Origin of the sequence: Neolewinella maritima (assembly GCF_923081025.1) — a bacterium.
GTDB classification, from domain to species: Bacteria; Bacteroidota; Bacteroidia; order Chitinophagales; family Saprospiraceae; genus Neolewinella; species Neolewinella maritima.
In genome coordinates this window covers 1,740,249-1,762,247 of sequence record NZ_CAKLPZ010000001.1, presented here as the reverse complement: position 1 = coordinate 1,762,247, position 21,999 = coordinate 1,740,249, and the positions used below count along the sequence as shown (strand labels likewise).

Genomic DNA, 21,999 nt, shown 5'->3' with positions numbered 1-21,999 from the left:
TGCGGCAATGTCTAGCCCCCTTAGTCCTTACCTGCATACGCTGCCGGCTGATGCAGTCGGACTCACTCCCCCACCCCGTTTCACCTATCCGTTCTACTACCGGCCGGACCCACTGGCGCTGGCCGCTGCTGCGGATCTTCAGAACCACCTCGAGGTACAGACGGAATGGAAGCATGACTTCGGGACGCCCGGCGGGAAGTCCTCCGGTGGCCGGGGAAAGATGTTTGGCGTACTGGTCGTCCGCACAGATGGCGGGGAACTGGGCTACCTGGCTGCCTACTCGGGTAAACTCGCGGACAGCAACCACCTACCGGGATTCGTACCCCCGGTCTTCGACCTGCTAGATCCGGAGGGCTTTTACCGGGCGGGGGAAGTTAGTGTCCATGAACTCACCCTAGAGATTGAAGCCCTGCGTAGCTCGGAGGACTTTCAGGCCGCCGAGCGCGACTATACAGAAACAGTCACGCGACTAACTGCCGAACTGGCCGAGGAACGGCAGCGCGTCAAGGATGGTAAACAGCGTCGGAAGGCACAACGGGTAGCGGCTTCCGCATGGCCACTAGTAGATCAACATGAACTCGCTATACGCCTAAAGGAAGAGAGTATTGGTGAGAGTTATGGCTTGAAGCGCATGAAGAAAGCCGTGGATATCCATGTTGATCGAAAACAGAAAACTCTGGATGAGTACCGTACCAAATTAACACATTTGATCGCACATCGTGCTGACCGTTCTGCCACGCTACAGGCGCGCATTTTCGATCAGTATACCTTCCTCGACGCCGCAGGCGCTACCCGTTCTTTGGGGAGTATTTTTAAGGAGACAATATTTGGCACCCCTCCCGCCGGTGCGGGCGAATGCGCTGCCCCTAAGTTGCTACAGTACGCATACCGCAACGACCTACACCCCGTCGCACTGGCGGAGTTTTGGTGGGGCGAATCGCCTGGGTCCGCCATCCGCAAGCACGGCCTCTTCTACCCTGCGTGCCGGGGCAAATGTGAACCCATATTAGGACATATGCTGCAGGGTCTACCCACCGATCCCAATCCACTTCTGGAAAATCCTGGACAGCACAAAGTGATAACTACCATTTATGAAGACGACACGGTTCTCGTCATCAACAAACCCGCCGAACTCCTGAGTGTCCCCGGTAAACGCATCGAGGACTCGGTCTACAGCCGCGTACGTAGTGCTTATCCGGATGCCACCGGCCCGCTGATCGTCCATCGGTTGGATATGTCGACGAGTGGCCTATTGTTATTAGCTAAAACGAAAGAAGCTCATAAAAAGCTACAGCAACAGTTCTTCAAGCGATCGATCAAGAAACGCTACGTAGCCCTACTATCCGGTACCGTGGCGGGTGACAGCGGCACCATCGATCTGCCCCTCCGCGGCGACCTGGAGGACCGGCCACGTCAGATCGTCTGCACCACGCATGGCAAGGCCGCGCGCTCACACTGGGAGGTAATCGCACGCAACGCAGCGACCACGCTAGTGCACTTTCGGCCGGTCACCGGACGTACCCACCAGCTGCGCGTTCACGCTGCACACCCGGACGGACTCAACGCTTCCATCGTTGGGGACGATCTGTACGGACAAGCCGCTGACCGTCTGTACCTGCACGCCGCTTACCTGGAGTTTCTCCACCCCACTTCGCGGGAAGCCATACGCTGCAGTAGCCCAGCCCCCTTCGCACCTGCGGCCGCGCCCACTGAATACGGCCAGTAGGCTAAACCCTGCCGAGTCCGGGAAGGCCATTGGGGGTGAGTATACCACCCTTCAGCGTGAAGAGGTCTTTAAATGGATCGTCCACAAAGTCAAGGTGACCGTCCAGATCCGCGTAGACGATATTGGAGCGGCTGAGGGCGAAGTGGAGGCCACCGGCGATGCCCAGGCTGCACTCATCCAGACAGCCGATCATTACCTCGTTGGCCGCGGCTTTGGCGACGGAGTTGATGTGCATGGCCGCCCAGATACCCCCTACTTTCTGGATCTTGATGTTGATCATGTCCGTCAGCTCGTGCTGCGTGAGCCGGAAGGCATCGGCCAGTGTTTTCAGGCTTTCGTCGGCCATCACGGCAATGGGTGAGTGCAGACTTAGGGTGCCCATCAGCGCCTCTTCGTTGATACTCGTCGGCTGCTCAAGTATCTCAATGCCGATGGGCTGTGCCAGGCTCACGAACTGCAGCGCCTGGAGCAGAGAGTACCCCTGGTTGCCATCGAAACGCAGCGTCAGTTGCGGGTAAGTCTTACGGATCAGACGGAGGCGGGCAATGTCTTCGTCCAGGTCCAATCCACCCTTCACCTTGATGATGCCGAAGCCCTCCCCAACGTAGCGCTTGGCGCGTTCCAGGGTTTCAGCTACGGGCAGAATACCGATCGTGATGCTGGTGGCGATACTGGACCGGTAGCCCCCCAGAAACTCATAGAGCGGTACGCCGGCGGCCTTGGCGATCAGATCATATAGTGCGGCGTCGACCATCGCCAGGGCCGAGCTTTTCAGCACTGGCTTCAGCTCCTCCAGCAGGCGGGCGTAATGAAACGGTCGCTGGGCGACGAGCGCTGGTGCGATGATCTGATCGATGGCCTGCGCTACTTCGTCAGCCTGCTCTCCGGTGACGACCAGGTCGGGCGCCGCGCAGCCGTATCCTACGTGACCGCTGTCCGTATGTAGTTTGAGTACAAAATTAGTAGCCGCGCTAATGGTCTGGTAGGCAATCGTATAGGGCTCGGTAAGCTCCAGCTCGTACCGATCGTACGCCACGTGGGTGATCTTCATCGGGCGAAGGTAGCTGAGCCGGTCGCCCTACCTCAGTTTGCGTCCAATTAGTTCGATTAATTCTTCTGCCCCGTGGGCCAGTACGTCATAGCACGGCAGTCCGGTCTGCCGGGTAACTTCCGCACAGGCCGCGGGTATTTCCTCCTTGGTCAGTCCCTCGTGGTTCAGCGTAACGGCTAGTACCTCTCTACCCGAAACAACTCGAATAGCTTCAATTTGCTCCGGTAGCGGGTGCAGGGGGTAGCCGGGGAAGCCGTCATACTCCACCCGCGTGGGGGCATGTTGCAGAATTACGTAGTCCGGCCGACCGGCCGCCAGGATCTCGAATCCCCCCGGATAGGCGGGGTTCATCAGCGAGCCCTGCCCCTCGATGACAATAACGTCAGGCTGCTCGTCGCGGTACGCACTTACCACAGCGTGCTCGATCTCGCCAGACACAAAGTCATTGATACAACTGTCCATGATCATGGAGTATTTAGCGCCCTGCATCCAACCGGTCTGACCGGTACCGATCATCTGAGCTTTACGCCCGGCCTGCTGTAGCCCCTGCACGATCAGCCAGGCTGTGGTACGCTTGCCGATGGCCGAATCCGTACCAAGCACGGCTAACTTAAGACAATCGACCTCCTCGATATCACCGGTGAAGAAGTGCAGCTTATCCCGGTCGGGCGTCATACGGATATCCCGTACTTGTACGCCCTGCTCGCGGGCCGCAGCCATCAGGGTTTCATCCTTATGGATGAAGTCATGTAACCCGCTGTCGATATGGAGTCCAGCTTCGATCGCTTCCCCCACCGCTCTGCGGCCGGCATCGGGCAGTCGGCCACCATCCGGTGCCAGTCCGACGACGAAATACTGGGGCTTAAGGTCAAGTGCTTCACTCAGGCTGGCTACCAGCGGGATACCGTTGGCTTTGCCGTCGAGCACTTCGCCGCTGTCTTGCCCGGCGTACCGGCTATCGATAATGGCGAGCACCTTGTAGCGGTAGGTAAAGCGAGCCAGACCGTGGGCGGTCTTGCCATTGGGGGTATTGAAGGCTCCCTCGCAGTAGACTACTGCAGGGCCATCGAGGGGAGAAGCGGACATGGGTTAGCGTTTGGCGGTTAGTACGGCTACCCGCAGTCCTTGTTCGGCGGCGGGTGCTTCGAGGAGCGCGATAAGACCAGCGGTAGAGGCCGGTAAGACCTGTAGTGCCTCCTTCTGACTGAGGTAGGTAGATAGTTTGCGCATCTTGGCATCCGATACGTGCCGGGCCCCTCCCCCACTGGCGTGTAGGGCGTCCAGTGCTTCCTGACCGTCGAAACTGTGCCAGTTGATGAGTGGCTCGTTGACGTCCGACTCAGTAATCTTTACGGGATCTAAATCCACGCAAGTCCGGCTGCCCGCCAGAAATGAGCTGACGATGGGATTCTTGTGCGTGGAAGAGGCGGCAATCATACGGGGCAATTGCCTGATGGTACCGGCATCCCGTAGGCGAACAAATCCGTGAAAAATCCCGGCCATCAGGGTACCGTTGCTGACCGGTACGGCTACCGTAGCGGGTACTTCGCCCAGCTGCCGCAGCAATTCATCTGCAATATGGGAGTAGGCGCGGAGCTGCAGGGCGGAGTTTGCTTGGCCTGGGTTCGCGTCGTACCAGCCGTTGCGGGATGCCTCTTGACTACTGTAGTCCACGACTTCCTCGTAGCTACCCGGTGGCCGCAGGATGATCCCCCCCTGTGCCTCCATTTCTACGAGCCGCTTGGTATGGTAGCCGGCAGGTACGTAAATTCGGCAGGGTATGCCTACCAGCCGTGCGGCCAGGGCTACTGCGACCCCGTAATTGCCACAGGTGGCAAAACTGATGGTAGTCGCGCCCTTTTCCAGTGCATCCTCGGCGTGGGCAAAGGCGATGCGGTCTTTCTGCGTTCCGGTCGGGTTTTCTCCCTCAAACTTGAGGTACAGATTGGACTGATCGAAGTCGCGCTCCAGGCCGCGGGATCGGCGGAGCCAGGTGTCACCCACATCGTGGGCAGCTATTTTTCGCAGCGCAGTCAGCCGCTCGGCTAGCGGTAGGCTGCTGTCCTGACTAATTAGGGCGAGGTCGCGGGATGCTTTGGAAACGCTATTGCTGGCCGTACGAACGGCATCTCTCAGGGTCATGGGCGGGGGATCACGCAGCGTAACGGTCCGCTCCGGACAATGTTTGCCCCTACCGCAGCGAACGCACTACCTCCTGGCTCGACCGATTGGGTCCCGGGCGGTAGAGGCGCTGGGTGAACGGAAAAGTAAACGATCGATCTTCCACCCACACCTCCAAGCGTAGCGCGGTCACGTCATCGGAACGGGGAAAAACGAGCTTACCCACCGCGCGCTCCCCCGGCCGGATGGTCGTCCGTCTAAAGCTATGGTCGAGCCAAAAGAAACGACTCGACGGATCCGGACTATCGAAGTCGTAGCCGCTGCGCTCGGAAAGACTGGAGGTTTGGACCGCAAACCAGTACGCATCAGACAGTGCCAGCGTCAGATCAGTCACCGTATTGGCCGTCGTATTAGGTGTGGTAGCGGCATCGGCTGCATTACTACCGTCCACCAGCAGGTAGACCGTACTGGCCGCAAGCAGGGTTCCGCCGACCCAGTTCAGGGTTCGTCGATTCTTTTCCTGATGCAGCACATCCATGTCGAGGGTGAACACCTGTACCTCGGGATCGATAGCGTGCATACCGTTCTGCGCACTGGTGTACAGCATACTGGCGACGGGATCGAACAGCACGTCACCGTCGCTCTCATTCAGTATGCTGACATCAAAGATCAGGTACTCGGGCGATGCGTCGTAAAAGTTTGTCTCCACCGTGAGGCCGGCCTGCTGTTCTTGCTGAATGGCGTTGCCGTAGAAGTAGCGATCTACCGTAGCCGGGTCAGCCGGTTCCACGCGGACCAGTTGTAGCGGTCGGCCGCACCCCGAAAGTAGCAGCGAGAGTACAAGGCAGTAGAGGTAGTGCATGGGTAGCTGACTTAGTCTACCTAATTTACTGACTGGCGGTCTATAAATCGGGCTCAGCGAGCAATTAAGCAAACATTAACGCGCCCGTAGCTAGCGCATACTCAGCTCAGCACCTGCTTGTCGAACGGGTTGAGCCCTACACCCTGTACCTGCGCTTCAGCCTCCAGGCGGTACTCACTGTGCACCCGGCGCAGTTTTTTAGCCGCCCAGGCGAGTCCTCCGTAAAGGGGGTTGCGTGCCCCAAAGTCGTCTACGGCAGAACTGGCAACCGAGAACTTGAGGTAAAAGGGCACGTCGATGGGTACCCCCTCTCCCGGTACTTCGATCAGGTCAGTGAGCAACAGCCGGCCCAGTTCGTATTCGTCGACCAGCTGCTCATCCTGCTTCCCGCGGGCATACTTCTCTACCAGTACTACTTTGATCGCGGACACCCGCTGGGCGTGCTTACTGGTCAGGCGTACCGTACCGCTGATGCTTCCCTGGGCCGGGCTGAATGCCGGCGGGAGAATGAGTTCCAATTTGACTCCTTCGATACCGAGCCACTGCTTCATTTTACCTAACATGCGCTGAACTTACTGCGTTACCTTGCTACCCACACGATCTAATCGACCAACACCCCACGGGGCCATAAGTTAGCGCATGCAACTGCTCACCAACAATCAGGTCCGCGACCTGGGCAATCTGGACCTCCTTGCCAAACAGGTCGTCGAGGGTTTTATCATCGGTCTGCATAAGAGTCCCTTCCACGGCTTTAGTGTAGAGTTCGCCGAGCACCGCATCTACAACCAGGGTGAGCCCACCCGCAACATCGACTGGAAGGTCTTCGCCCGCACCGATAAGATGTACACGAAGCGCTATGAGGAGGAGACCAATCTGCGCTGTCAGATCGTGGTGGATTCCAGCAGTAGCATGTACTTTCCGGAGATCGATAAGCAGTCTGAAGACCACATCAATAAGATCCGCTTCTCCGCACTAGCCGCCGCCAGCCTGATGAATCTGCTGAAAAAACAGCGCGATGCATTCGGTCTCAGCTTCTTTAATGAGGGCGTCGACCTCCATACGCGACCCAAGTCTAGTACCACCCATTACCGCTTGCTGCTCACCCACCTGCAGCGACTCATCGATGCACCTACCCACGATGTAAAGACCGCGGCAGCGACCGCGCTGCACCAGATCGCAGATAGTATTCACCGACGGTCGCTGGTCATCGTGTTCAGTGATATGTTCGACGGACCCGGCGAACGGGAAGAAGACCTGTTTGCCGCCCTCCAGCACCTCAAGCACGCCAAGCACGAGGTGGTGCTATTTCACACCGTGGATAAGGCCAGAGAACTAGACTTCACCTTCGAGAACCGGCCCTACGAATTCATCGACATGGAGTCCGGTGAGCGGGTCAAACTTCAACCCCACCAGGTGAAGGAGTACTACGTGGACCAGATCGGTGCGTACCAGGAACGCCTGCGGCTGAAGTGTCTGCAGTATAAAATCGACTACGTCGAAGCCGACATTCAGGCGGGTTTTCGCCCCATCCTCCAGCAGTACCTCGTAAAGCGAACCCGCATGCGCTAGCTTACTGGAAGGCCTCCTCTACCCGACGAAGGAAAGTTGCAGCGGTTCCGGGCGTAACCTCCAGAATTTCATACGTCTGACCGTCGTCCATTTCCAGGACCAATTCTTTTGCCTTCATTTCGCGCAGGGTATTCATGAAGGTGTTGTTGTTACTCACCACGTTCAGGATGCCGTCCTTGAAGCCAAAGAAGTAGTAGGTCTCACTGGGTGACTTAATGTACAGGTACAGGCGATCTTCACCCCCCGTCGTCATTTTTACTTCGAGGTAGGATTGGATCCTGCGACTGACGGCCTGTCCAGCCACCGAGGCTAGCCCATTGCTTACCTGCGTACTCACCCAGCTCTGGTAGTCGGAGTTCCACCGCATCGCCACGTCGGTGAATAGGAAGGTATGTTGGTTGATAGACGGCGGTAGGTCTACCGCATCGGCCTGCAGTCCGGCGATCGCGGCCTCCCGCTGCGGGCCGGCGGGAAATAGTGCTTCCAGTCCGGAAGTAGCAAATGGAATCTTGGTGTTGATGGCCAACTGCGGTGCGCTGTATCCACCGGACACGATGTCCGTAGCCATGATCTGAGTCAACCGCGTAGGTAAGATCAGGTCGATGGCTGTCATCGCCTCTACTTCGGTGGGGGGGTAGCGATTGATAGCCTGTAGGCGGGCTAGTTCGGCGGCATCAGCTTGCGCATCTTCCGTGTCGGCCGTAGGCGCTGGCTCCGTCTCCTCTTCCAGTAAAAACATGTTGTCGGTGAGGGTCTCACCCTCCGTGGACTCAGCAGTAGTATCATCGTCGTCTGCAACCTCATCGGCGTCTTCTACTTCGGCGACCTCTATTTCCGGAGGTGCGAACTGCTCCGGTAGTTCCATAGCAATGGTACCGTAGCTCTTCATACTGATGTACTTGAGCCGTCCGCCGATCCCGAGCAGGCCGTCGCCGGTGACCTTACCGCTGGTCTGGTCGTACACCATGAGGTTGCCCGCTGTCGCGCTAGGATCTTGCACCCGCGTACTGTCGCCAAACCGAAATGCATCGTTGTCCTCGTCGTACATGAACACGCCGCTGGCATTGAGAATAGGGTGGTCCACCCGGCGTTGCAGGCTCTGCACCAGACTAGGGTAGATCTGCCGTTCCGGCTTGCTGAGGTAGAAGCCGGTGTGGAGCGGCTTTGCATCGCGCCCGACCGCGCCTTCGGTATTGAGCACCAGATTAGTCTTGTCTCCCTCGCTCTGTACCGCGAACCACTCGGCCGAGGGTAGATTATCGGATTCGATCCGCGCGTACCCGTCGAAGCCCAGTACGGGACTCCCGGCGTCAAGACTGATCGTGCCGAAGAAGCGCGTCTTGTCGTCGATGTAGAAGGTCGTTTCCTCAGCGATCTCGCCTTCGGCACGGGTAGCGGTCGCTTTTTCCGACCTCGATCCCTTGCCGATACGCGTGCCTACTATGTTCTGCAGCTCGAACTCCTGGGTATGCGGACCTACGTTGTACTCATAGAAACCGGAGGCGGTATACTCCTTGCGCCCGGCGATGTCCACGGTGGCGCGGTTGATGACGTGGTACTCGCTCAGCGTATCGGCTACGATTTGTGCGTTGGTGAGTTGCGCTACCCGTCCGCCGGGTTGCACGACCAGCTGTCCGTCGCCCGGAATGATCTTTGCATCCGCGCTGATCACGAAGGGCACGCCGCCCACTTCCAGCTGACTCGCCAGATTATCGTACACCGCTGTTTGGGCGGTGAAGGTCAGGGAGTCCTGATCGACGTTGCTGCTGGTAAAACGGTCCTTCCCGTCCTGGGTACTGAACACAATGTTCCCCTCCTTAAGGTCCCACTCGAACTCATTGGCGCTGGTCAAAAACTCGATGTAGGGTAATTCAGTAGCCAGCTCATTCCCGTTGTTGCTGAAGGTCGCCTTTCCTGTAGCGAAGTCAATGGTACTGTTGACGTTAGTGGTCCGTAGCGCGATATTGGCCGTATCCTGTACGCTCTTGATGCGGACCGTGGACGTATCGGCCATAACTTGATCAGCTCCAAAGCTGAGGGCCTCGCTACTGATGCTGGCCTTCGACCAGTCGAGTGTACCGGTTCCCTGCAGCGCCGTGGGGGTCAGGACCAGCGTACCCCTAAATACGTGATCGTTCTCCTCGAAGAGCTGAAACGGAAAGCCCTCCACGGGGGATACGATGAGGGAATCTCCGTAGGGCCGAAAGGTCACATTGACCCGCTCGCCGACTACGGTAGGTACTTCGCGCTGCGCGGTGACCGAGCGCTTGAGCCGAAAGGTTTCCGTAGTGGTTGTGGTGCTGTCCACGCCGAAGGTGATCTCGGAGCTTTCGATCTCTGCTTCCAGGTAGTTTAGTTTACCGCTGCCGCTCAGTCCTTCATTCGTGAGACTCAGCTGTCCGGAGTAGGTACCGCGGTCTCCGTAGGCGGCCTGACCGGTACTATCCGTATCGCCTACGAAACCCAGACTACCGTCTTCCTGCACGCGCAGTGTCTGTTTGATCCGTCCGAAGATGCCGCCGCTGACCAGCTCCCCCTCCAGGGCCAGATTATTCTCGGTTAGGGAGTCCAGGTTATTGATGCTCAGGTTGGCGAGCTCGAAGTAGAAACTGTCGCGGGAGTAGAGTGAACTGGTATCCCCCTGGTCATAGTAGACGTAACTAGGCCCCCGGGTCTGGATGGAGGGGAAATACCCGATATCCTCGGCCCCGCTCTTGTTTTTGGGCGCATCGAGCAGAATGTACCCGCGGACGTCCTCGATCCGACTAGCCGTAGATAGCAGCTGTACATCCTTGTCCACCTTACCTCCCTCGGGAAGGAACACATCGATATCGGCCGAGTCGAAGGTGATGTAGTACGGGGCATATTTGAGGTGAAAGCTATCTGCGGTCACGATCGTATTGCCGGCATAGACCGTGCCCCCGAAGTCCAGGTTGCGATCTCCTACGATATTGATGATCTCGTTGCTGGGCCGTATGGCGATCTTCTTTTTGCGGTTGAGCTGGATGGGCTGGGCGGCCATGACGCGGATGGTACCCTTCTGTAGATCGATGAAAGCGTTTTCCGCGGGTGTGCTCGATACGATCCGCAGGTTGTCGTAGTCCTTGGCCTGTCGCTGTGAGAGCACGAAGTGATTTAGCTTGTGCTTAACGGCGATCTTACCCGTCTCGGGCTCGTAAGTGAGAAATCCACGGTCCTGTAGATCGTAGATGACCGATTCGATATCCCGTCCGGTGAGGTCTGCCCTAAAGTTCTGCGCCAAGCCCTCTATACCGATCGTATCCGAAGGTGGGTAGAGTGCCGTGCGGTAGCGGTAGATCACCTCGAGCGGATGGAAACCAGCCAGCGCCTTGATCCGCGCGTACTCCTGCGTGCTGAAGTAGTCTTCACTTTCAAAGACCACGTCGCCCTTTTCCTGGAATGAGGCTGTACGGCGTCCCACTACGGCACTATCCTGCGCCAGGTACACGGTGATGTTAGTGGCGTCAATATTGAAGTGATTTCCGCTGTGGTAGAAGGGCGCAGCGGCGGCACTGCTCTTACTGCGGTTGAGCTCCACGCTGCGCTCCGGCACGTTGACGTCTACGCTGATGCTGGGATGGTATAGACTGTCCTGACCGAAGAACACGGTCATGTCGATCTTCTGTCCCGTGATGCGGCTGCCCGGCTGCACGACGAACTGGTCGCCGAGGCCGCGCACCTTGCGTTCATCCCGCGCGTCATTGATGTTCAGGGTGACCACTGCCTTACGCCCCTCGCCGTTAAGCACGTAGACCCGGGCGGCGCGCAATTCGAACTGCCCCTCCAGGCTCATCCCCTCCCCTACCTGATCTACCAGTACCCGTCCGTTGGTAGATACGAACTCAGGTATATCCCCCGCGGGGCGGGGGCCGCCCGACTGCAGACGATCCTTGAAGGAACCGTACAGAATCCGGTCACCGAAGTAGGCGGGATACTGGAACTGCGCACTGTCCGAGGTGATGAGCTGACGGTCGACGTCGAAATGATAGTCAACCAGCCGCACGAAAATATCGCTCGGCAGACCTACCCGCTGCCAGTCCGTGCGCCCCCCCTTACCGGTCACTTTACCCGTCCCCAGGTCCACGATCAATTTGGTTTCCTGGATGATGATCGAATCCCCCGTAGTACTGGCCAGAAGCTGCTGTACGGTATCGATACGCAGGATCGGCGCAGCGTCGTATACGAAGTGAGGCTTCCCACCGGCTACCTTCCAGCCGTGTACCCCCTCCCGCTGATCCAGCCGCGCGGTACGCAGGTAGCTTTCGGCGGTGAGGAGTGCTTTGTTAATGGCTGCGGCAGACACTTCCGGAGCTGCTAGTGCCTGCTCCAGCATCGTATGAAACTCAGCGAAGAGCTTCGTTTTTTCTTCCTCCGTGCCGGCAAGCTGGCTGTGTAGATCGAGGTAGTTGGCCATCCCTTTGTCCGCCAGGAGCTTCAGATTGGCCAGACCGATGGCTGAGGTGAGTACGCGCCGCTGCTGTACGGTATCCAAGCCGCCGCCGTAGAACACCCCCGTGAAATTGGCGTAGGCGTCCTTTGCCCGCGTGTTGCGTGAGGCGGTCATGTACTCCTCTAGCTGAAGCTCAAAGTCGGCGATCGGTGCATCCGGAGATAGCGTAGCCAACTGGCCGGTAGCTAGACCGGACCACAGCGAGAGGAGCAGAAAAAATAGACACCGCATACGCAGGGGGTTGTTCAATCGCGTTCAAAAGCAAAGCAGCGCCACGCATCGCGCGCGTAGGTCTGCACGTGCCGAAATCCAAGCAGTTGCATACGCTCGGTCAGCAGCTCGGCATCCTGATCGAGTATACCACTGAGGTAGGCCGTGCCGCCCGCCCGCAGCCGTTCGTACAACGCCCCGCCCGTAGCGAGTAGTACGTTGCGGTTGATGTTAGCCACCACCAGGTCGTAGGGCTTGCCGACGGGCACATCGTCCAGCTGACCGTGAACTACGTGGCCCAGGGTGACACCGTTTCGCTCCGCATTTTCCAGGGTGCTTTCATAAGCCGGTCGCTCGATATCCACCGCATCTACGCGCCCCGCCCCGACTTGTTTGGCCAGGATCGCCAGCACCCCGGTACCCGAGCCATAATCGAGTACGGACGCTCCCCCTTGCTTGCCGTCGGCGAAGTAGTCCAGTATCCGCTCGCACATCATGTAGGTAGTGGCGTGGTGCCCCGTACCGAAGGCCATCTTGGGATCGATGACCAGCTCGCGTTCTATGCCCGGCTGTGTGGGGTGGAAGCTGGCCCGGATGAGCAAGCGTTGACCGATCTGAATGGGCTGAAACTGGCTCTCCCATTCCGCGTTCCAGTTCTTGTCCGCCAGGGCAGATACTTCGTAGGTGAAGGCTACCGTTTCCCGTAATTCATTCAGCACAGTAGCCCAGTCTACCCCGCCGTCACTGCGCGCGTAGGCCAGCAGGCCGTGGTCCGTCTCTTCGAAGGAATCCATACCCGCATCCGCCAGTAGGGCCAGCAGGATATCGCGCTGATTGTCCGCACAGGTGATGGTATAAACGGAGTAGGCAGACATACGGCAACAGAAGTGATAGGGCCAGGGGCGGGAACGCCGGTGCAAGGTAGGTAGCGGACAGCGTACCTTGAGCCCCGTGAAGGTCAGCGTACTCTACATAGGTAAAACGGGCGAGAAGTACCTCCAACAGGGCGAGGCGGTGTACCAGAAGCGACTCGGCCACTACCTGCCGATCACCTTCCAGGTAGTTCCCGATATCAAAGGGGCCGGCAAGCTACCCACCGATCTACTGCGTCAGCGGGAAGCCGAGGCGGTGCTCAGTCGCCTGCAGTCTACCGACCGACTCATCCTACTCGACGAAGGAGGCAAGCAGTACAGCAGCGTAGACTTCGCCCAGTGGCTGGACAAGGAGCTGCAGCGACCGGCCCGCCGCTTAGTGTTTCTGGTGGGGGGTGCCTTTGGCTTTGATGCGGCACTCTATGAGCGGGCGGACGGAAAGCTTAGTCTCAGCAAGATGACCTTCAGCCACCAGATGGTCCGCTTGTTTTTGACGGAGCAGCTGTACCGGGCCATGACTATTCTACGCAACGAAAAGTACCACAACGAGTGAGTGCCCGCGATCTGATCGATTCCTTTACCGCCTTTGTAACGCAGCACGATCTGCTGCGTAGCGATGACCACCTACTCGTGGCCATTAGTGGGGGGAAAGACAGTACCGTACTTACTCATGTATTGCTAGAACTGGGGTACCGTATCGCACTGGTTCACTGCAACTTTCAATTGAGAGGTACAGATTCGACTGAGGATGAAGCATTCGTGCGAGGGCTAGCAGAACGATTCAGTCTCGACGTGCACGTCAAGCGGGTAGATACTGGTAAGCTTGCTGAGGGAACGGGAGACAGCACTCAGATGGTCGCTCGCCAGGTCCGTTATAATTATTTTCAGAAAATTCTGGATGAGTATAAATACGATCGTCTTCTCACAGCGCATCAGCTAGAAGATTCTTTCGAGACCAGTCTCATCAATTTTATTCGGGGTACGGGTTTAGCGGGCCTGCGGGGTATCCGTCCTGCGCATGGGCGTATTGTTCGTCCTTTGCTAGGCAGCTCCCGTGCTGAGATCGATGCATACGCCCGGGAGCGGGGTATTACTCACCGGGAAGACCGTACCAACGCTACCGATAAGTACCTCCGCAATCGTATTCGTCACCATCTACTACCCGTCTTTGCCGATCTGGGGCTTACCCCCACTACCCTGGCCCGCAACTTCCAGACCCTGCGCGGGGAGGAGCAATTGATGGCGTACGGCTACAGCTGCTGGGAGGATAAGGTGGTTACCCGGCAGGGGGCTACTATTCTGGTGGATCGGACCCTAGGTAGTCTCGATCCGAATACCATCGGCCCGCTACTGCTCAAAAAGTGCACTCCAAATGCCGGCTTCACGTCCGAGCAGTACCGGCAGATGCTAGCGGTTGCGGGGAGTCGGACGATCATCGGGAAGCATATGATCGCCTTCATCAGTCCCACTACCATCCGATTCTCACCCATCGGCTCGCCGGCTACCGTCGAGACGGCCACCTATCCTTCCCTACCTTTTGTGCATCATACGGCGGGCGGACACTATGTATTCGAGGAGGTAGACCGTCCGGATAGTCTTGACACCGCAAGCTGCCAGTATCTTCGTATTCCAGACTTTCCACTGCACCTGCGACCGCGGCAAACTGGAGATCGTTTTGCACCTATCGGGATGGAAGGCAAACGGAAGAAGCTAAAAAAAGTCTATCAGGATCTTCAGTTGACGGGTCCTGAGCGGGCAGCGCAAAGCCTGCTTACTGGGCCCGACGGTACCATACTGGCCATCCTGGGCCGCGCCGTATCGTACCACGGTGCGGTGGGGCCTGGTGACGAGCGGGTGCTTCGGATCAGCTACATACAAAAAAGCACCGAAGAACGCTGAGGTCCTTCGGTGCTTGGTGAAGTTCGGGGAGTAGAGCCTACTCCGGTACCTGCTTGGGATCGAGCAGGTCGTAGAACTGGTTCAGGCGGGGCAGCAGAATGATGCGCGTGCGCCGGTTGGTGGACCGGTTTTCGGGCGTATCGTTTGCTACCAGCTGATTGTACTCGCCGCGGCCGCTAGCGATCAGGCGGTTGGGGTCGATGTCGTACTTGTTCTGCAGGGCTTTCACTACGGCCGTGGAACGGAGGACGGAGAGGTCCCAGTTGTCCTTTACACAGGCGGAGGTGATGGGCACATTGTCGGTGTAGCCTTCCACCATCAGGTCGAGGTTAGGACGGCTCTTGGCGATCTGGGCGATCTTCTCGAGCACTTCGCCGGCCCGGTCGGTGATCTGGTAGCTGCCGCTCTTGTAGAGCATCTTGTCGGACAGGTTTATGTACACCACGGTCTTGTCGACCTTGATGTCTACATCCTGATCCTCGATACCGTCCCGTAGAACACTCTTGAGGTTTACGGCAAGGGCTAGGTTGATGGAGTCGGCCTTGGACTTGGCGGCCTGCAGGAGGCGGATGTACTTGTCCTTGCCCTCCAACTGCTGAAGCGTATTGGAGATGTTAGCGTTAGCACCCTGGCTGAGGACCGTCAGGTCACCGACCTGCTGAAGCTGAGCGTCGCGCTGCTTACGCAGGTCTTCGATCTGCTCCTGACGGAGGTTGGCCTGGCTCTCGGCGCTCTTGACCTGGTTTTCCAGTTGAAGTTCCTTGCGCTCGCACTCGGCGAGTTGCTGGGCGTAGCGGTTGATTTCCTGGTCGCGCTGCGCGAGAAGCTCATCGCGGCTGGCCACGTCGGCCTGCGCGGCTTCGAGTTGTTTCTTGCTCACACAGGACGACAGCCCGATGGTAAGCGCTAGGAGAAGTAAAGTGATCTTTTGCATAGTAAGCAGTTGAGAGTAAAAAGGGACTGACGGAGTAGTCGAAAACACGCCATGAAACAGCTAGATCCCGATCGTGTTCGTGCGTCAGTTGACAGTCGTAAACGCTAATGTACAACTACTGCGGCCTGTGCGTACTGTGCGCGGTTGCGAATCTTAACAGTGTAATAGCCGGTGGGCAGGCCACGTAGATCCAGCCGTATACCCGCCGTCCCGTTGAATACTACGCTGGGCACTGGCCTGGCAACCAGCCGACCCAGGGCATCGTAGACGGTTACATCCAGCTCGTCCGACAGAGCGAGTAACGACGTCTGTACCGTGATGAACCGCTGCGTGGGATTAGGCCACACGGAAGTTACCCGCAGCGGAATATCGTCCACTTCAGGGCAGCGCGTATCGAGTACTGTCTGTGCCGCATGTACGTCTAGCATACCTCCCGTCACCGTCACCCCCGATAGTGCGGTACGCGGGGCTACGCCATCTAGTAGCGCCCCCCGCACAAGTCGTGCAGCCTCGGCCGGACGGTCGAGTATATACCGGATCATGGTAGGACACGCCCCAGCGTAAAGCAAACTGATGGCCCCGGTGACGTAGGGCGCCGCCGCACTGCTACTGCCGAAGGGACCGTAGCGATCCCCTGGCCGGGTCGAGTAACTCCCCTGCCCCGCCGCGGCCAGATCAACGCTTACCGAACCGTAACCAACTTCGGGGTGAAGCGCATCATCCGTGTCTACATTAGTAACACTGAGCAGGTAGTCACTCGGACAGTCCGTAGGCATGTCGCCGCTCTCGTCGACATTAACGGGAGCGTTGACCACACTGGCTGCAGTCAGAATGCCTACCTCACCGAGCCGATCGTACATCGCACCCCAGACCGGGAAATCCGTACAGCTCGCCCCCTCGACACCGAAACTAGCGTTAGTTGCTACGATCAGGGCACCGCGCGTGCCTCCGCTGCTATTGAATTGCCGTCGCTGGGCGATGATGTAGTCGTAGGCTTGAATGATATCGGCTACGGTACGGATGGAAAACAGCATCAGCCGCGCATCCCAGTTCGTGCCGCTCACCCCTACCCCATTGTTACCGACTGCGCCCAGCAGTCCGGCTACCTGGGTACCGTGCGCATCGCTGTTGTATTCGCCCAGACTGTCGATAAAGTTAAAGCCGTGTACATCGTCCACGTAGCCATTACCGTCATTGTCTAGCTGATCTCCGGCCAACTCACCGGGATTGATCCATAGGTTGGGGTACAGGTCCTCGTGGTCGGCATCGAAGCCGGCATCCAGTACTGCGGTTACGATCGGTATGCCATTCGGCAGCGCCCCCCCGGTAGTCAAATCCCACGCTTCCTCGAAGCCCTGCCGGGCAAAATTATCCTGTCGGACGTAGTCCGGATCATTAGGCTGTGCGCGTGGCTGTACCGTATAGTTATACTGCACGGTGACCCGTTCGGGATGAAAACGCAGATGCTCGTAGGCCCGCCGGGCTGCTGTGACATCGCGGAAGCGAAGTAGCGTGTGGCTGCCTGATAACTGGCTTACCTGTCCGTCCGTCCACACCGTACGCAGCGGCGCCGACGCACCCTGCCAGGCGCAGATCAGTTCGGTCTCAATACGCTGTGCGTCGAGCGGCACCGGTGCCGCGAGGCCGATACAGGCTATTAACAGTAGTGCCCTGCGCACCTTAAAACCCACTACGGCGCAGCAGGCGTTCGCCCACGATTCGGCTGCGATAGGCAACACCGGCCATCCAACCGCCGAAGAGCGTCCAGCCGATGATGGTAGGATAAAACACCATGCGCATGGTATTATCGAGGTCCTCACCACCCATGGCCGGATTACCGTCCGCCCCGGGGTGCAGGCTGGTCGAAGACATCCGCGGCAAGATGTAGATCAGAGGAATGAGACAGGCAAAGGCAAAAATATTGTAGACCGCCCCGAGTCGGCCCCGCTGCTCCGGATCGGGAAAAGCGGCCCGCAGTACGAAGTACCCTGCATAAATGAGGAGTGCGATCAGCGTAGTGAACTGCTTGATGTCCCAATTCCACCAACTGCCCCAGGTATACTTGGCCCAGACCGCGCCGGTCAGAAGCCCGAGGATACCGAATAGCATCCCTACGCCGGTGAAGACTACGGACCAGTGGTCCGTGCGTTCCATTCGTGTCAGATCGGAGAGAGCCGCTACGTCGGGCAGCCCTCCGGCTTCCATCCGATTTTTGGCGCGGAGGTGCTTGATGGCGTACACTACGGCGGCAATAAATAGGAACATCATCGCAAACCACAGACTGACGTGGAAGTAGGTATTGCGGATCGTCTCGCTCAAGAGCCCCCGATACGGAAAGGTAAAGGCGGTATTGGCGGTCAGGTCGTCCGCCTGCAGACTTCCGGCCTTCCAGGCACTGACGTAGGGGGCGGGGTCCGCAGGTGCGGTGGTTTGTCGGACGGTTACGGCAGCCGGTGCTACGAAGGTACCATTGGCCGGTCCGCTTACGATGAGCGACAGCGCCTGGGCTGAGGTGGAGGAGGTTGGCAGGTGAGCGGGTAGCGTAAAGGTGGCCGTGGCGCGCCGATCATCCGCTACGGTGATGGCGTCCGCGGCGATGGCGTAGGATGCTTCGCCCGCCGAAAGGCTGAGCCAGGCTTTGGAATCGCCCTGATCGTCCAGGAAACGCGTGTTGTAACCGACCAGCTCGATCGATTGCGTTTGCCCCAGCTCCGCCGCAGCTGGATACACCCGTACTACATTCGGCTTCAGCGGAACCAGCAGGCCGGCGGTAAGCGCGTACAGTAAGATCACTACGCTGAGTACCTTCCACCACTGCTGCCGCATCAATTTCTCCATGCGGCAAATTTACGCCACCGGGCGCGCTAGCCGGGCAGGCCGGCAGACATATGACACGCGACAAACCAAGCCCCCCACTGAGGGGTTTACACGGTCAACTCCAACGTATTTACACCATGGCGCTCGACCTTCATTCCGGCATTGTTCTGCTAGCCGAACCCTTCATGCTCGACAGTAATTTCCGACGCGCCACGGTTTTACTGGTGGAGCATACCCAGGAGGGCAGCCTAGGCTTTATCCTCAACCGCCGGGTCAATATGCGGGTAGATCAGCTGGTGGATAACTTTCCGGACTTCAACGCGCCGATCTATTACGGCGGTCCCGTAGCTACCGACACGGTCCACTACCTGCACCGCAAGGGTGATCTGATCGAAGGGAGTGAGGAAATTAGCAAGGGGGTCTACTGGGGAGGGAATTACGAAAAGCTCCGCGCGCTGATCGCACAGGGCCTACTCACCCCACGCGACGTTCGCTTCTTTGTCGGCTACAGCGGCTGGTCCCCCCAGCAGCTGCTGGAGGAGTTGCAGCTCGGCAGTTGGGTACCCGCGCCCATGTACCCCAACTACTTGTTCAAGACCCGGCCGGAACGCCTGTGGTCGCAGGTGATGTCCAACAAGGGTAGCACCTTCTCCGTCATTGCCGAGATGGACGAGGAGGTACGCTTCAACTAGGCTTCGCCGGTCAATCTGTACATTTGGAGCATGAGTCAGTCTACGATCGAGGCCGCCCTGCGCACGCTGTTAATGGAGGACGGACGGGTATGCTTGCCTGGTATCGGCACCCTGGTCGTAGAGGCGCAACCCGCGCTGGTCAGCCTGATGGAAGGGACCGCCTCCCCCCCGTCCAAGTACGTCACCTTCAACGCTAACCTGGTCACTGACGATGGCCGACTCCGCAATGAGCTGGGCCCTACGGCCGACCTGGACGCCTACCTGCGCCGACTCCTTGCTACCCTCACGGACGATCAGTCCGTCACGCTTCCCGGGATCGGCAAGCTATACCAACAGCAAAATGAGGTACGCTTCACCCCCGGGGCGGGAAACTTAAGTAAGACCAGCTATGGCTTACCCAGCGTTCCCGTGCGTGCTATTGTACGCAACGAGCGGGCAGCGGCAGCAGGTACATCCACGGGATCTACCAAACGAAGCCGAAAAGCAGATAGCACCGAAGTAGCCACTGGCGCTTCTTCAGTCCGCGTGGCTACCCAGTGGCCCTGGTACCTTGCCGGTATGGTCGGTGTACTGCTCGCCATCTTTCTGGTATTCCGGCTTGCCGGCACGATCGGCGTACTGCTGGAAGACCAGGAAGCTAGTACCACGGCACCCTCCCCCGGTCCGCGAACCATCGATCCGCCTGCTCCCAGCCCACAACAACTGCCGCCCGTACCCGCCCGGGAGGTTAAGCCCGCCCCCCCTCCCCGTCTAAATCAGCCAACTACTGGTACAGCTAGCTCGCCGTCCGTGCCAGCGCCGTCCACTCCTTCCGTAGCGACCACTTCTCCCCCCCGTAGCTCGACCGGAACTGCTGCGACCGATAATGTGGCCGTGATCGCGATCGGACTATTCGGACGTCAGCGCAACGTCCGCAAGCAGACCGGCAGGTTGGAGGCGGCGGGCTATACGCCGTACACCGAAGCGGAAGGCCGCAATACCCGCGTCGGCCTGACGGTGCGCTACGGTACGGACGCCGAGCTACAGCGCGTACTAGCCGATGTCCGCGACCGCTACACCCCGGATGCCTTCGTGATGCGCGTGAACGGAGCCGAGCGGAGACCCCAATAAAAAAGGCCCCGACCCGGTGAAGGATCGAGGCCTGATAGAACTAGGAAGTTCTGTGCCGGAGGGGGGAGTCGAACCCCCACGCTCGTAAAAGCACACGCCTCTGAAACGTGCATGTCTACCAGTTTCATCACTCCGGCAGGAGCGATATACGCTAATGGGCGGCAAAGATAGACCGGCCCACGTGATATGCAAATAAGACGGTAACTTTTTACCAGTCTTGCGTACCGCCAGTGGGAATCGAACCCACACTCCCGAAGGAACTGGATTTTGAATCCAGCGCGTCTACCAATTCCGCCATGGCGGCAGGTACGTCGTTGATGCGGGGCCAAATGTAGGCAACACCCGCCTAGTCCACAATCAGTTCGGCCAATAAATCATATTCGGTGGCGCTCACGATGCGTGCGGTGACCAGGTCCCCCACCCGCAGGTAGGCGGTAGTAGCCGCGATGTGTACCTCGTTGTCGACGTCCGGACTATCGTAGGGCGTACGGCCGACGTAGGTCGCCCCGTCCTTGCGGTCGATGAGGACCGGTACGACCTCGCCTACGCGTTCCTGATTCAGGTCGTAGCTGATCTCCTGCTGAATAGCCATGAGTCGATTGGCGCGGTCGGCCTTAACCTCCGCCGGCACGTCGTCCGCTACCTCGAAGGCCCGGGTGTCTTCTTCGTGACTATACTGGAATACGCCGAGCCGCTCAAACCGCATCTCGCGGACAAAATCACACATCTCCTCAAACTCCTCCTCCGTCTCACCGGGATAGCCTACTAGAAAGGTTGTGCGGATCGCGATACCGGGTACCACCAGTCGGGCGTGCTCGATCAGGTCAGTCGTCTCGGCCCGCGTCACCTGCCGGCGCATACGTTGCAGTACGGCATTCGAGCCGTGCTGCAGGGGAATGTCCAGGTAGTTACACACCTTAGGTTGCTGGGCCATCACGTCGAAGATGTCACGGGGAAACTTGGACGGATAGGCGTAATGCAGCCGGATCCAGGCAATGCCCTCCACCGCAGCCAGCGCCTCGAGCAGGGTGGGCAGCATGCGGCGCTTGTACAGGTCCAGCCCGTAGTAGGTCAGTTCCTGCGCAATGAGGATGAGCTCCTTCACCCCGTTGCGGGCAAAGTTTTCCGCCTGTCGGACCAGTTCTTCAATCGGCCGGCTTACATGATCGCCCCGCATTAACGGAATGGCGCAGAACGAGCAGGTGCGGTTGCAGCCTTCGCTGATCTTCAGATAGGCGTAGTGCTCTGGCGTAGTGATAAACCGCTCACCGATCAGATCGTGTTTGTAATCCGCCTCCAGTCTAGCTAGCAGACCGGGCAGTTCCATGGTACCGAAGTAGGCATCTACCTCGGGAATTTCCGCCTCTAGATTATCCTTATACCGCTGGCTCAAACAGCCGGTAACGTAGAGCCGCTCGATCTCGCCGCGTGACTTCCGGTCGGCATAGTCGAGAATGGTATTGACACTTTCTTCTTTCGCTAGGTCGATGAATCCGCAGGTGTTGACGATGACGATATTAGCCGCATCGTTGCTATCGTGGGCTACGGCGTAGTCATTGGCCTGAAGCTGGGTGATCAGGTTTTCGCTGTCTACCAGGTTCTTGGAACAACCCAGGGTGATCACGTTCACTTTATCCGGCCGTAGGGTCTTGGTCTTCATGCACT

General features: G+C 58.4%; 17 protein-coding genes and 2 tRNA genes. 6 read left to right on the top strand and 13 right to left on the bottom strand.

Annotation, left to right across the window (positions count from 1 at the left end; all coding sequences use genetic code 11):
* Positions 1–7 precede the first annotated feature (7 nt).
* The gene (locus MJQ68_RS07345; RefSeq protein ID WP_238750381.1) at positions 8–1,726 is read left to right on the top strand and encodes an RluA family pseudouridine synthase; all 1,719 of its coding nucleotides are present in this window, start codon (positions 8–10) and stop codon (positions 1,724–1,726) included.
* A 1-nt stretch (position 1,727) separates the two neighbouring features.
* Here the strand turns inward: MJQ68_RS07345 and MJQ68_RS07340 are convergent, their stop codons facing one another.
* The 5 genes from MJQ68_RS07340 to MJQ68_RS07320 all read right to left on the bottom strand — a co-directional run bounded on the left by MJQ68_RS07340 (position 1,728) and on the right by MJQ68_RS07320 (position 6,323).
* Positions 1,728–2,777, bottom strand: coding sequence for a mandelate racemase/muconate lactonizing enzyme family protein (locus MJQ68_RS07340; RefSeq protein WP_238750380.1), 1,050 nt, complete (start codon positions 2,775–2,777; stop codon positions 1,728–1,730).
* A gap of 27 nt (positions 2,778–2,804) precedes the next feature.
* The gene (locus MJQ68_RS07335; protein ID WP_238750379.1) at positions 2,805–3,863 is read right to left on the bottom strand and encodes a DUF1611 domain-containing protein; all 1,059 of its coding nucleotides are present in this window, start codon (positions 3,861–3,863) and stop codon (positions 2,805–2,807) included.
* Positions 3,864–3,866: 3 nt separating this feature from the next.
* Complete coding sequence (locus tag MJQ68_RS07330) at positions 3,867–4,919, bottom strand: pyridoxal-phosphate dependent enzyme (RefSeq protein ID WP_238750378.1); 1,053 nt, start codon at positions 4,917–4,919, stop codon at positions 3,867–3,869.
* Between the two features lie 49 nt (positions 4,920–4,968).
* Entirely contained in the window at positions 4,969–5,760 is a 792-nt protein-coding gene (locus MJQ68_RS07325) for a hypothetical protein (protein ID WP_238750377.1), read from the bottom strand.
* 101 nt (positions 5,761–5,861) lie between these two features.
* Positions 5,862–6,323 (bottom strand): sporulation protein, encoded by a 462-nt coding sequence (locus MJQ68_RS07320; protein ID WP_238750376.1) that lies wholly within the window; start codon positions 6,321–6,323, stop codon positions 5,862–5,864.
* A 76-nt stretch (positions 6,324–6,399) separates the two neighbouring features.
* Here MJQ68_RS07320 and MJQ68_RS07315 point away from each other — a divergent pair, with 76 nt between their 5' ends.
* Positions 6,400–7,329, top strand: coding sequence for a DUF58 domain-containing protein (locus MJQ68_RS07315; protein WP_238750375.1), 930 nt, complete (start codon positions 6,400–6,402; stop codon positions 7,327–7,329).
* Between the two features lies 1 nt (position 7,330).
* Here MJQ68_RS07315 and MJQ68_RS07310 read toward each other — a convergent pair whose 3' ends face one another.
* Entirely contained in the window at positions 7,331–12,031 is a 4,701-nt protein-coding gene (locus tag MJQ68_RS07310) for a hypothetical protein (protein ID WP_238750374.1), read from the bottom strand.
* A gap of 14 nt (positions 12,032–12,045) precedes the next feature.
* Positions 12,046–12,885 carry a 50S ribosomal protein L11 methyltransferase gene (gene prmA / locus MJQ68_RS07305; protein ID WP_238750373.1) on the bottom strand — a complete coding sequence of 280 codons (840 nt, stop codon included), beginning with the start codon at positions 12,883–12,885 and terminating at the stop codon, positions 12,046–12,048.
* A 76-nt stretch (positions 12,886–12,961) separates the two neighbouring features.
* Here prmA and MJQ68_RS07300 point away from each other — a divergent pair, with 76 nt between their 5' ends.
* Together MJQ68_RS07300 and tilS are read left to right on the top strand one after the other, a co-directional pair.
* Positions 12,962–13,435, top strand: coding sequence for a 23S rRNA (pseudouridine(1915)-N(3))-methyltransferase RlmH (locus MJQ68_RS07300; RefSeq protein WP_238750372.1), 474 nt, complete (start codon positions 12,962–12,964; stop codon positions 13,433–13,435).
* Positions 13,432–14,781 (top strand): tRNA lysidine(34) synthetase TilS, encoded by a 1,350-nt coding sequence (gene tilS, locus MJQ68_RS07295; RefSeq protein ID WP_238750371.1) that lies wholly within the window; start codon positions 13,432–13,434, stop codon positions 14,779–14,781. The genes MJQ68_RS07300 and tilS overlap by 4 nt, the downstream gene beginning before the upstream one ends.
* A gap of 37 nt (positions 14,782–14,818) precedes the next feature.
* Here the strand turns inward: tilS and MJQ68_RS07290 are convergent, their stop codons facing one another.
* The 3 genes from MJQ68_RS07290 to MJQ68_RS07280 all read right to left on the bottom strand — a co-directional run bounded on the left by MJQ68_RS07290 (position 14,819) and on the right by MJQ68_RS07280 (position 18,553).
* Positions 14,819–15,715, bottom strand: coding sequence for an OmpA/MotB family protein (locus MJQ68_RS07290; RefSeq protein WP_238750370.1), 897 nt, complete (start codon positions 15,713–15,715; stop codon positions 14,819–14,821).
* A 104-nt stretch (positions 15,716–15,819) separates the two neighbouring features.
* On the bottom strand, positions 15,820–17,394 hold the full coding sequence (locus MJQ68_RS07285; RefSeq protein ID WP_238750369.1) for a S8 family serine peptidase: 1,575 nt from the start codon (positions 17,392–17,394) through the stop codon (positions 15,820–15,822).
* A 1-nt stretch (position 17,395) separates the two neighbouring features.
* Positions 17,396–18,553: a cytochrome c biogenesis protein gene (locus MJQ68_RS07280; protein ID WP_238750368.1), complete on the bottom strand. Its 1,158-nt coding sequence runs from the start codon at positions 18,551–18,553 to the stop codon at positions 17,396–17,398.
* Positions 18,554–18,669: 116 nt separating this feature from the next.
* Between MJQ68_RS07280 and MJQ68_RS07275 the strand changes: the two genes are divergently transcribed.
* Both MJQ68_RS07275 and MJQ68_RS07270 read left to right on the top strand, forming a co-directional pair.
* The gene (locus MJQ68_RS07275) at positions 18,670–19,224 is read left to right on the top strand and encodes a YqgE/AlgH family protein (RefSeq protein WP_238750367.1); all 555 of its coding nucleotides are present in this window, start codon (positions 18,670–18,672) and stop codon (positions 19,222–19,224) included.
* 30 nt (positions 19,225–19,254) lie between these two features.
* A complete protein-coding gene (locus tag MJQ68_RS07270) occupies positions 19,255–20,334 on the top strand; it encodes an HU domain-containing protein (protein WP_238750366.1) in 1,080 nt (359 codons plus the stop codon).
* Between the two features lie 53 nt (positions 20,335–20,387).
* Here the strand turns inward: MJQ68_RS07270 and MJQ68_RS07265 are convergent.
* The 3 genes from MJQ68_RS07265 to rimO form a co-directional block, all read right to left on the bottom strand.
* Positions 20,388–20,471, bottom strand: a tRNA-Leu gene (locus tag MJQ68_RS07265).
* An 85-nt stretch (positions 20,472–20,556) separates the two neighbouring features.
* Positions 20,557–20,638: transfer RNA gene (locus tag MJQ68_RS07260), tRNA-Leu, on the bottom strand.
* A 42-nt stretch (positions 20,639–20,680) separates the two neighbouring features.
* Positions 20,681–21,994, bottom strand: a complete 1,314-nt coding sequence (rimO, locus tag MJQ68_RS07255; protein WP_238750365.1) for a 30S ribosomal protein S12 methylthiotransferase RimO — start codon at positions 21,992–21,994, stop codon at positions 20,681–20,683.
* Positions 21,995–21,999 lie beyond the last annotated feature (5 nt).

Excerpts from the sequence above, each read along its gene's own strand:
- MJQ68_RS07345 (WP_238750381.1), top strand. The coding sequence starts at position 8 with ATGTCTAGCCCCCTTAGTCCTTACCTGCATACGCTGCCGGCTGATGCA.
- MJQ68_RS07340 (WP_238750380.1), bottom strand. The coding sequence starts at position 2,777 with ATGAAGATCACCCACGTGGCGTACGATCGGTACGAGCTGGAGCTTACC.
- MJQ68_RS07335 (WP_238750379.1), bottom strand. The coding sequence starts at position 3,863 with ATGTCCGCTTCTCCCCTCGATGGCCCTGCAGTAGTCTACTGCGAGGGA.
- MJQ68_RS07330 (WP_238750378.1), bottom strand. The coding sequence starts at position 4,919 with ATGACCCTGAGAGATGCCGTTCGTACGGCCAGCAATAGCGTTTCCAAA.
- MJQ68_RS07325 (WP_238750377.1), bottom strand. The coding sequence starts at position 5,760 with ATGCACTACCTCTACTGCCTTGTACTCTCGCTGCTACTTTCGGGGTGC.
- MJQ68_RS07320 (WP_238750376.1), bottom strand. The coding sequence starts at position 6,323 with ATGTTAGGTAAAATGAAGCAGTGGCTCGGTATCGAAGGAGTCAAATTG.
- MJQ68_RS07315 (WP_238750375.1), top strand. The coding sequence starts at position 6,400 with ATGCAACTGCTCACCAACAATCAGGTCCGCGACCTGGGCAATCTGGAC.
- MJQ68_RS07310 (WP_238750374.1), bottom strand. The coding sequence starts at position 12,031 with ATGCGGTGTCTATTTTTTCTGCTCCTCTCGCTGTGGTCCGGTCTAGCT.
- prmA (WP_238750373.1), bottom strand. The coding sequence starts at position 12,885 with ATGTCTGCCTACTCCGTTTATACCATCACCTGTGCGGACAATCAGCGC.
- MJQ68_RS07290 (WP_238750370.1), bottom strand. The coding sequence starts at position 15,715 with ATGCAAAAGATCACTTTACTTCTCCTAGCGCTTACCATCGGGCTGTCG.
- MJQ68_RS07280 (WP_238750368.1), bottom strand. The coding sequence starts at position 18,553 with ATGGAGAAATTGATGCGGCAGCAGTGGTGGAAGGTACTCAGCGTAGTG.
- MJQ68_RS07275 (WP_238750367.1), top strand. The coding sequence starts at position 18,670 with ATGGCGCTCGACCTTCATTCCGGCATTGTTCTGCTAGCCGAACCCTTC.
- MJQ68_RS07270 (WP_238750366.1), top strand. The coding sequence starts at position 19,255 with ATGAGTCAGTCTACGATCGAGGCCGCCCTGCGCACGCTGTTAATGGAG.
- rimO (WP_238750365.1), bottom strand. The coding sequence starts at position 21,994 with ATGAAGACCAAGACCCTACGGCCGGATAAAGTGAACGTGATCACCCTG.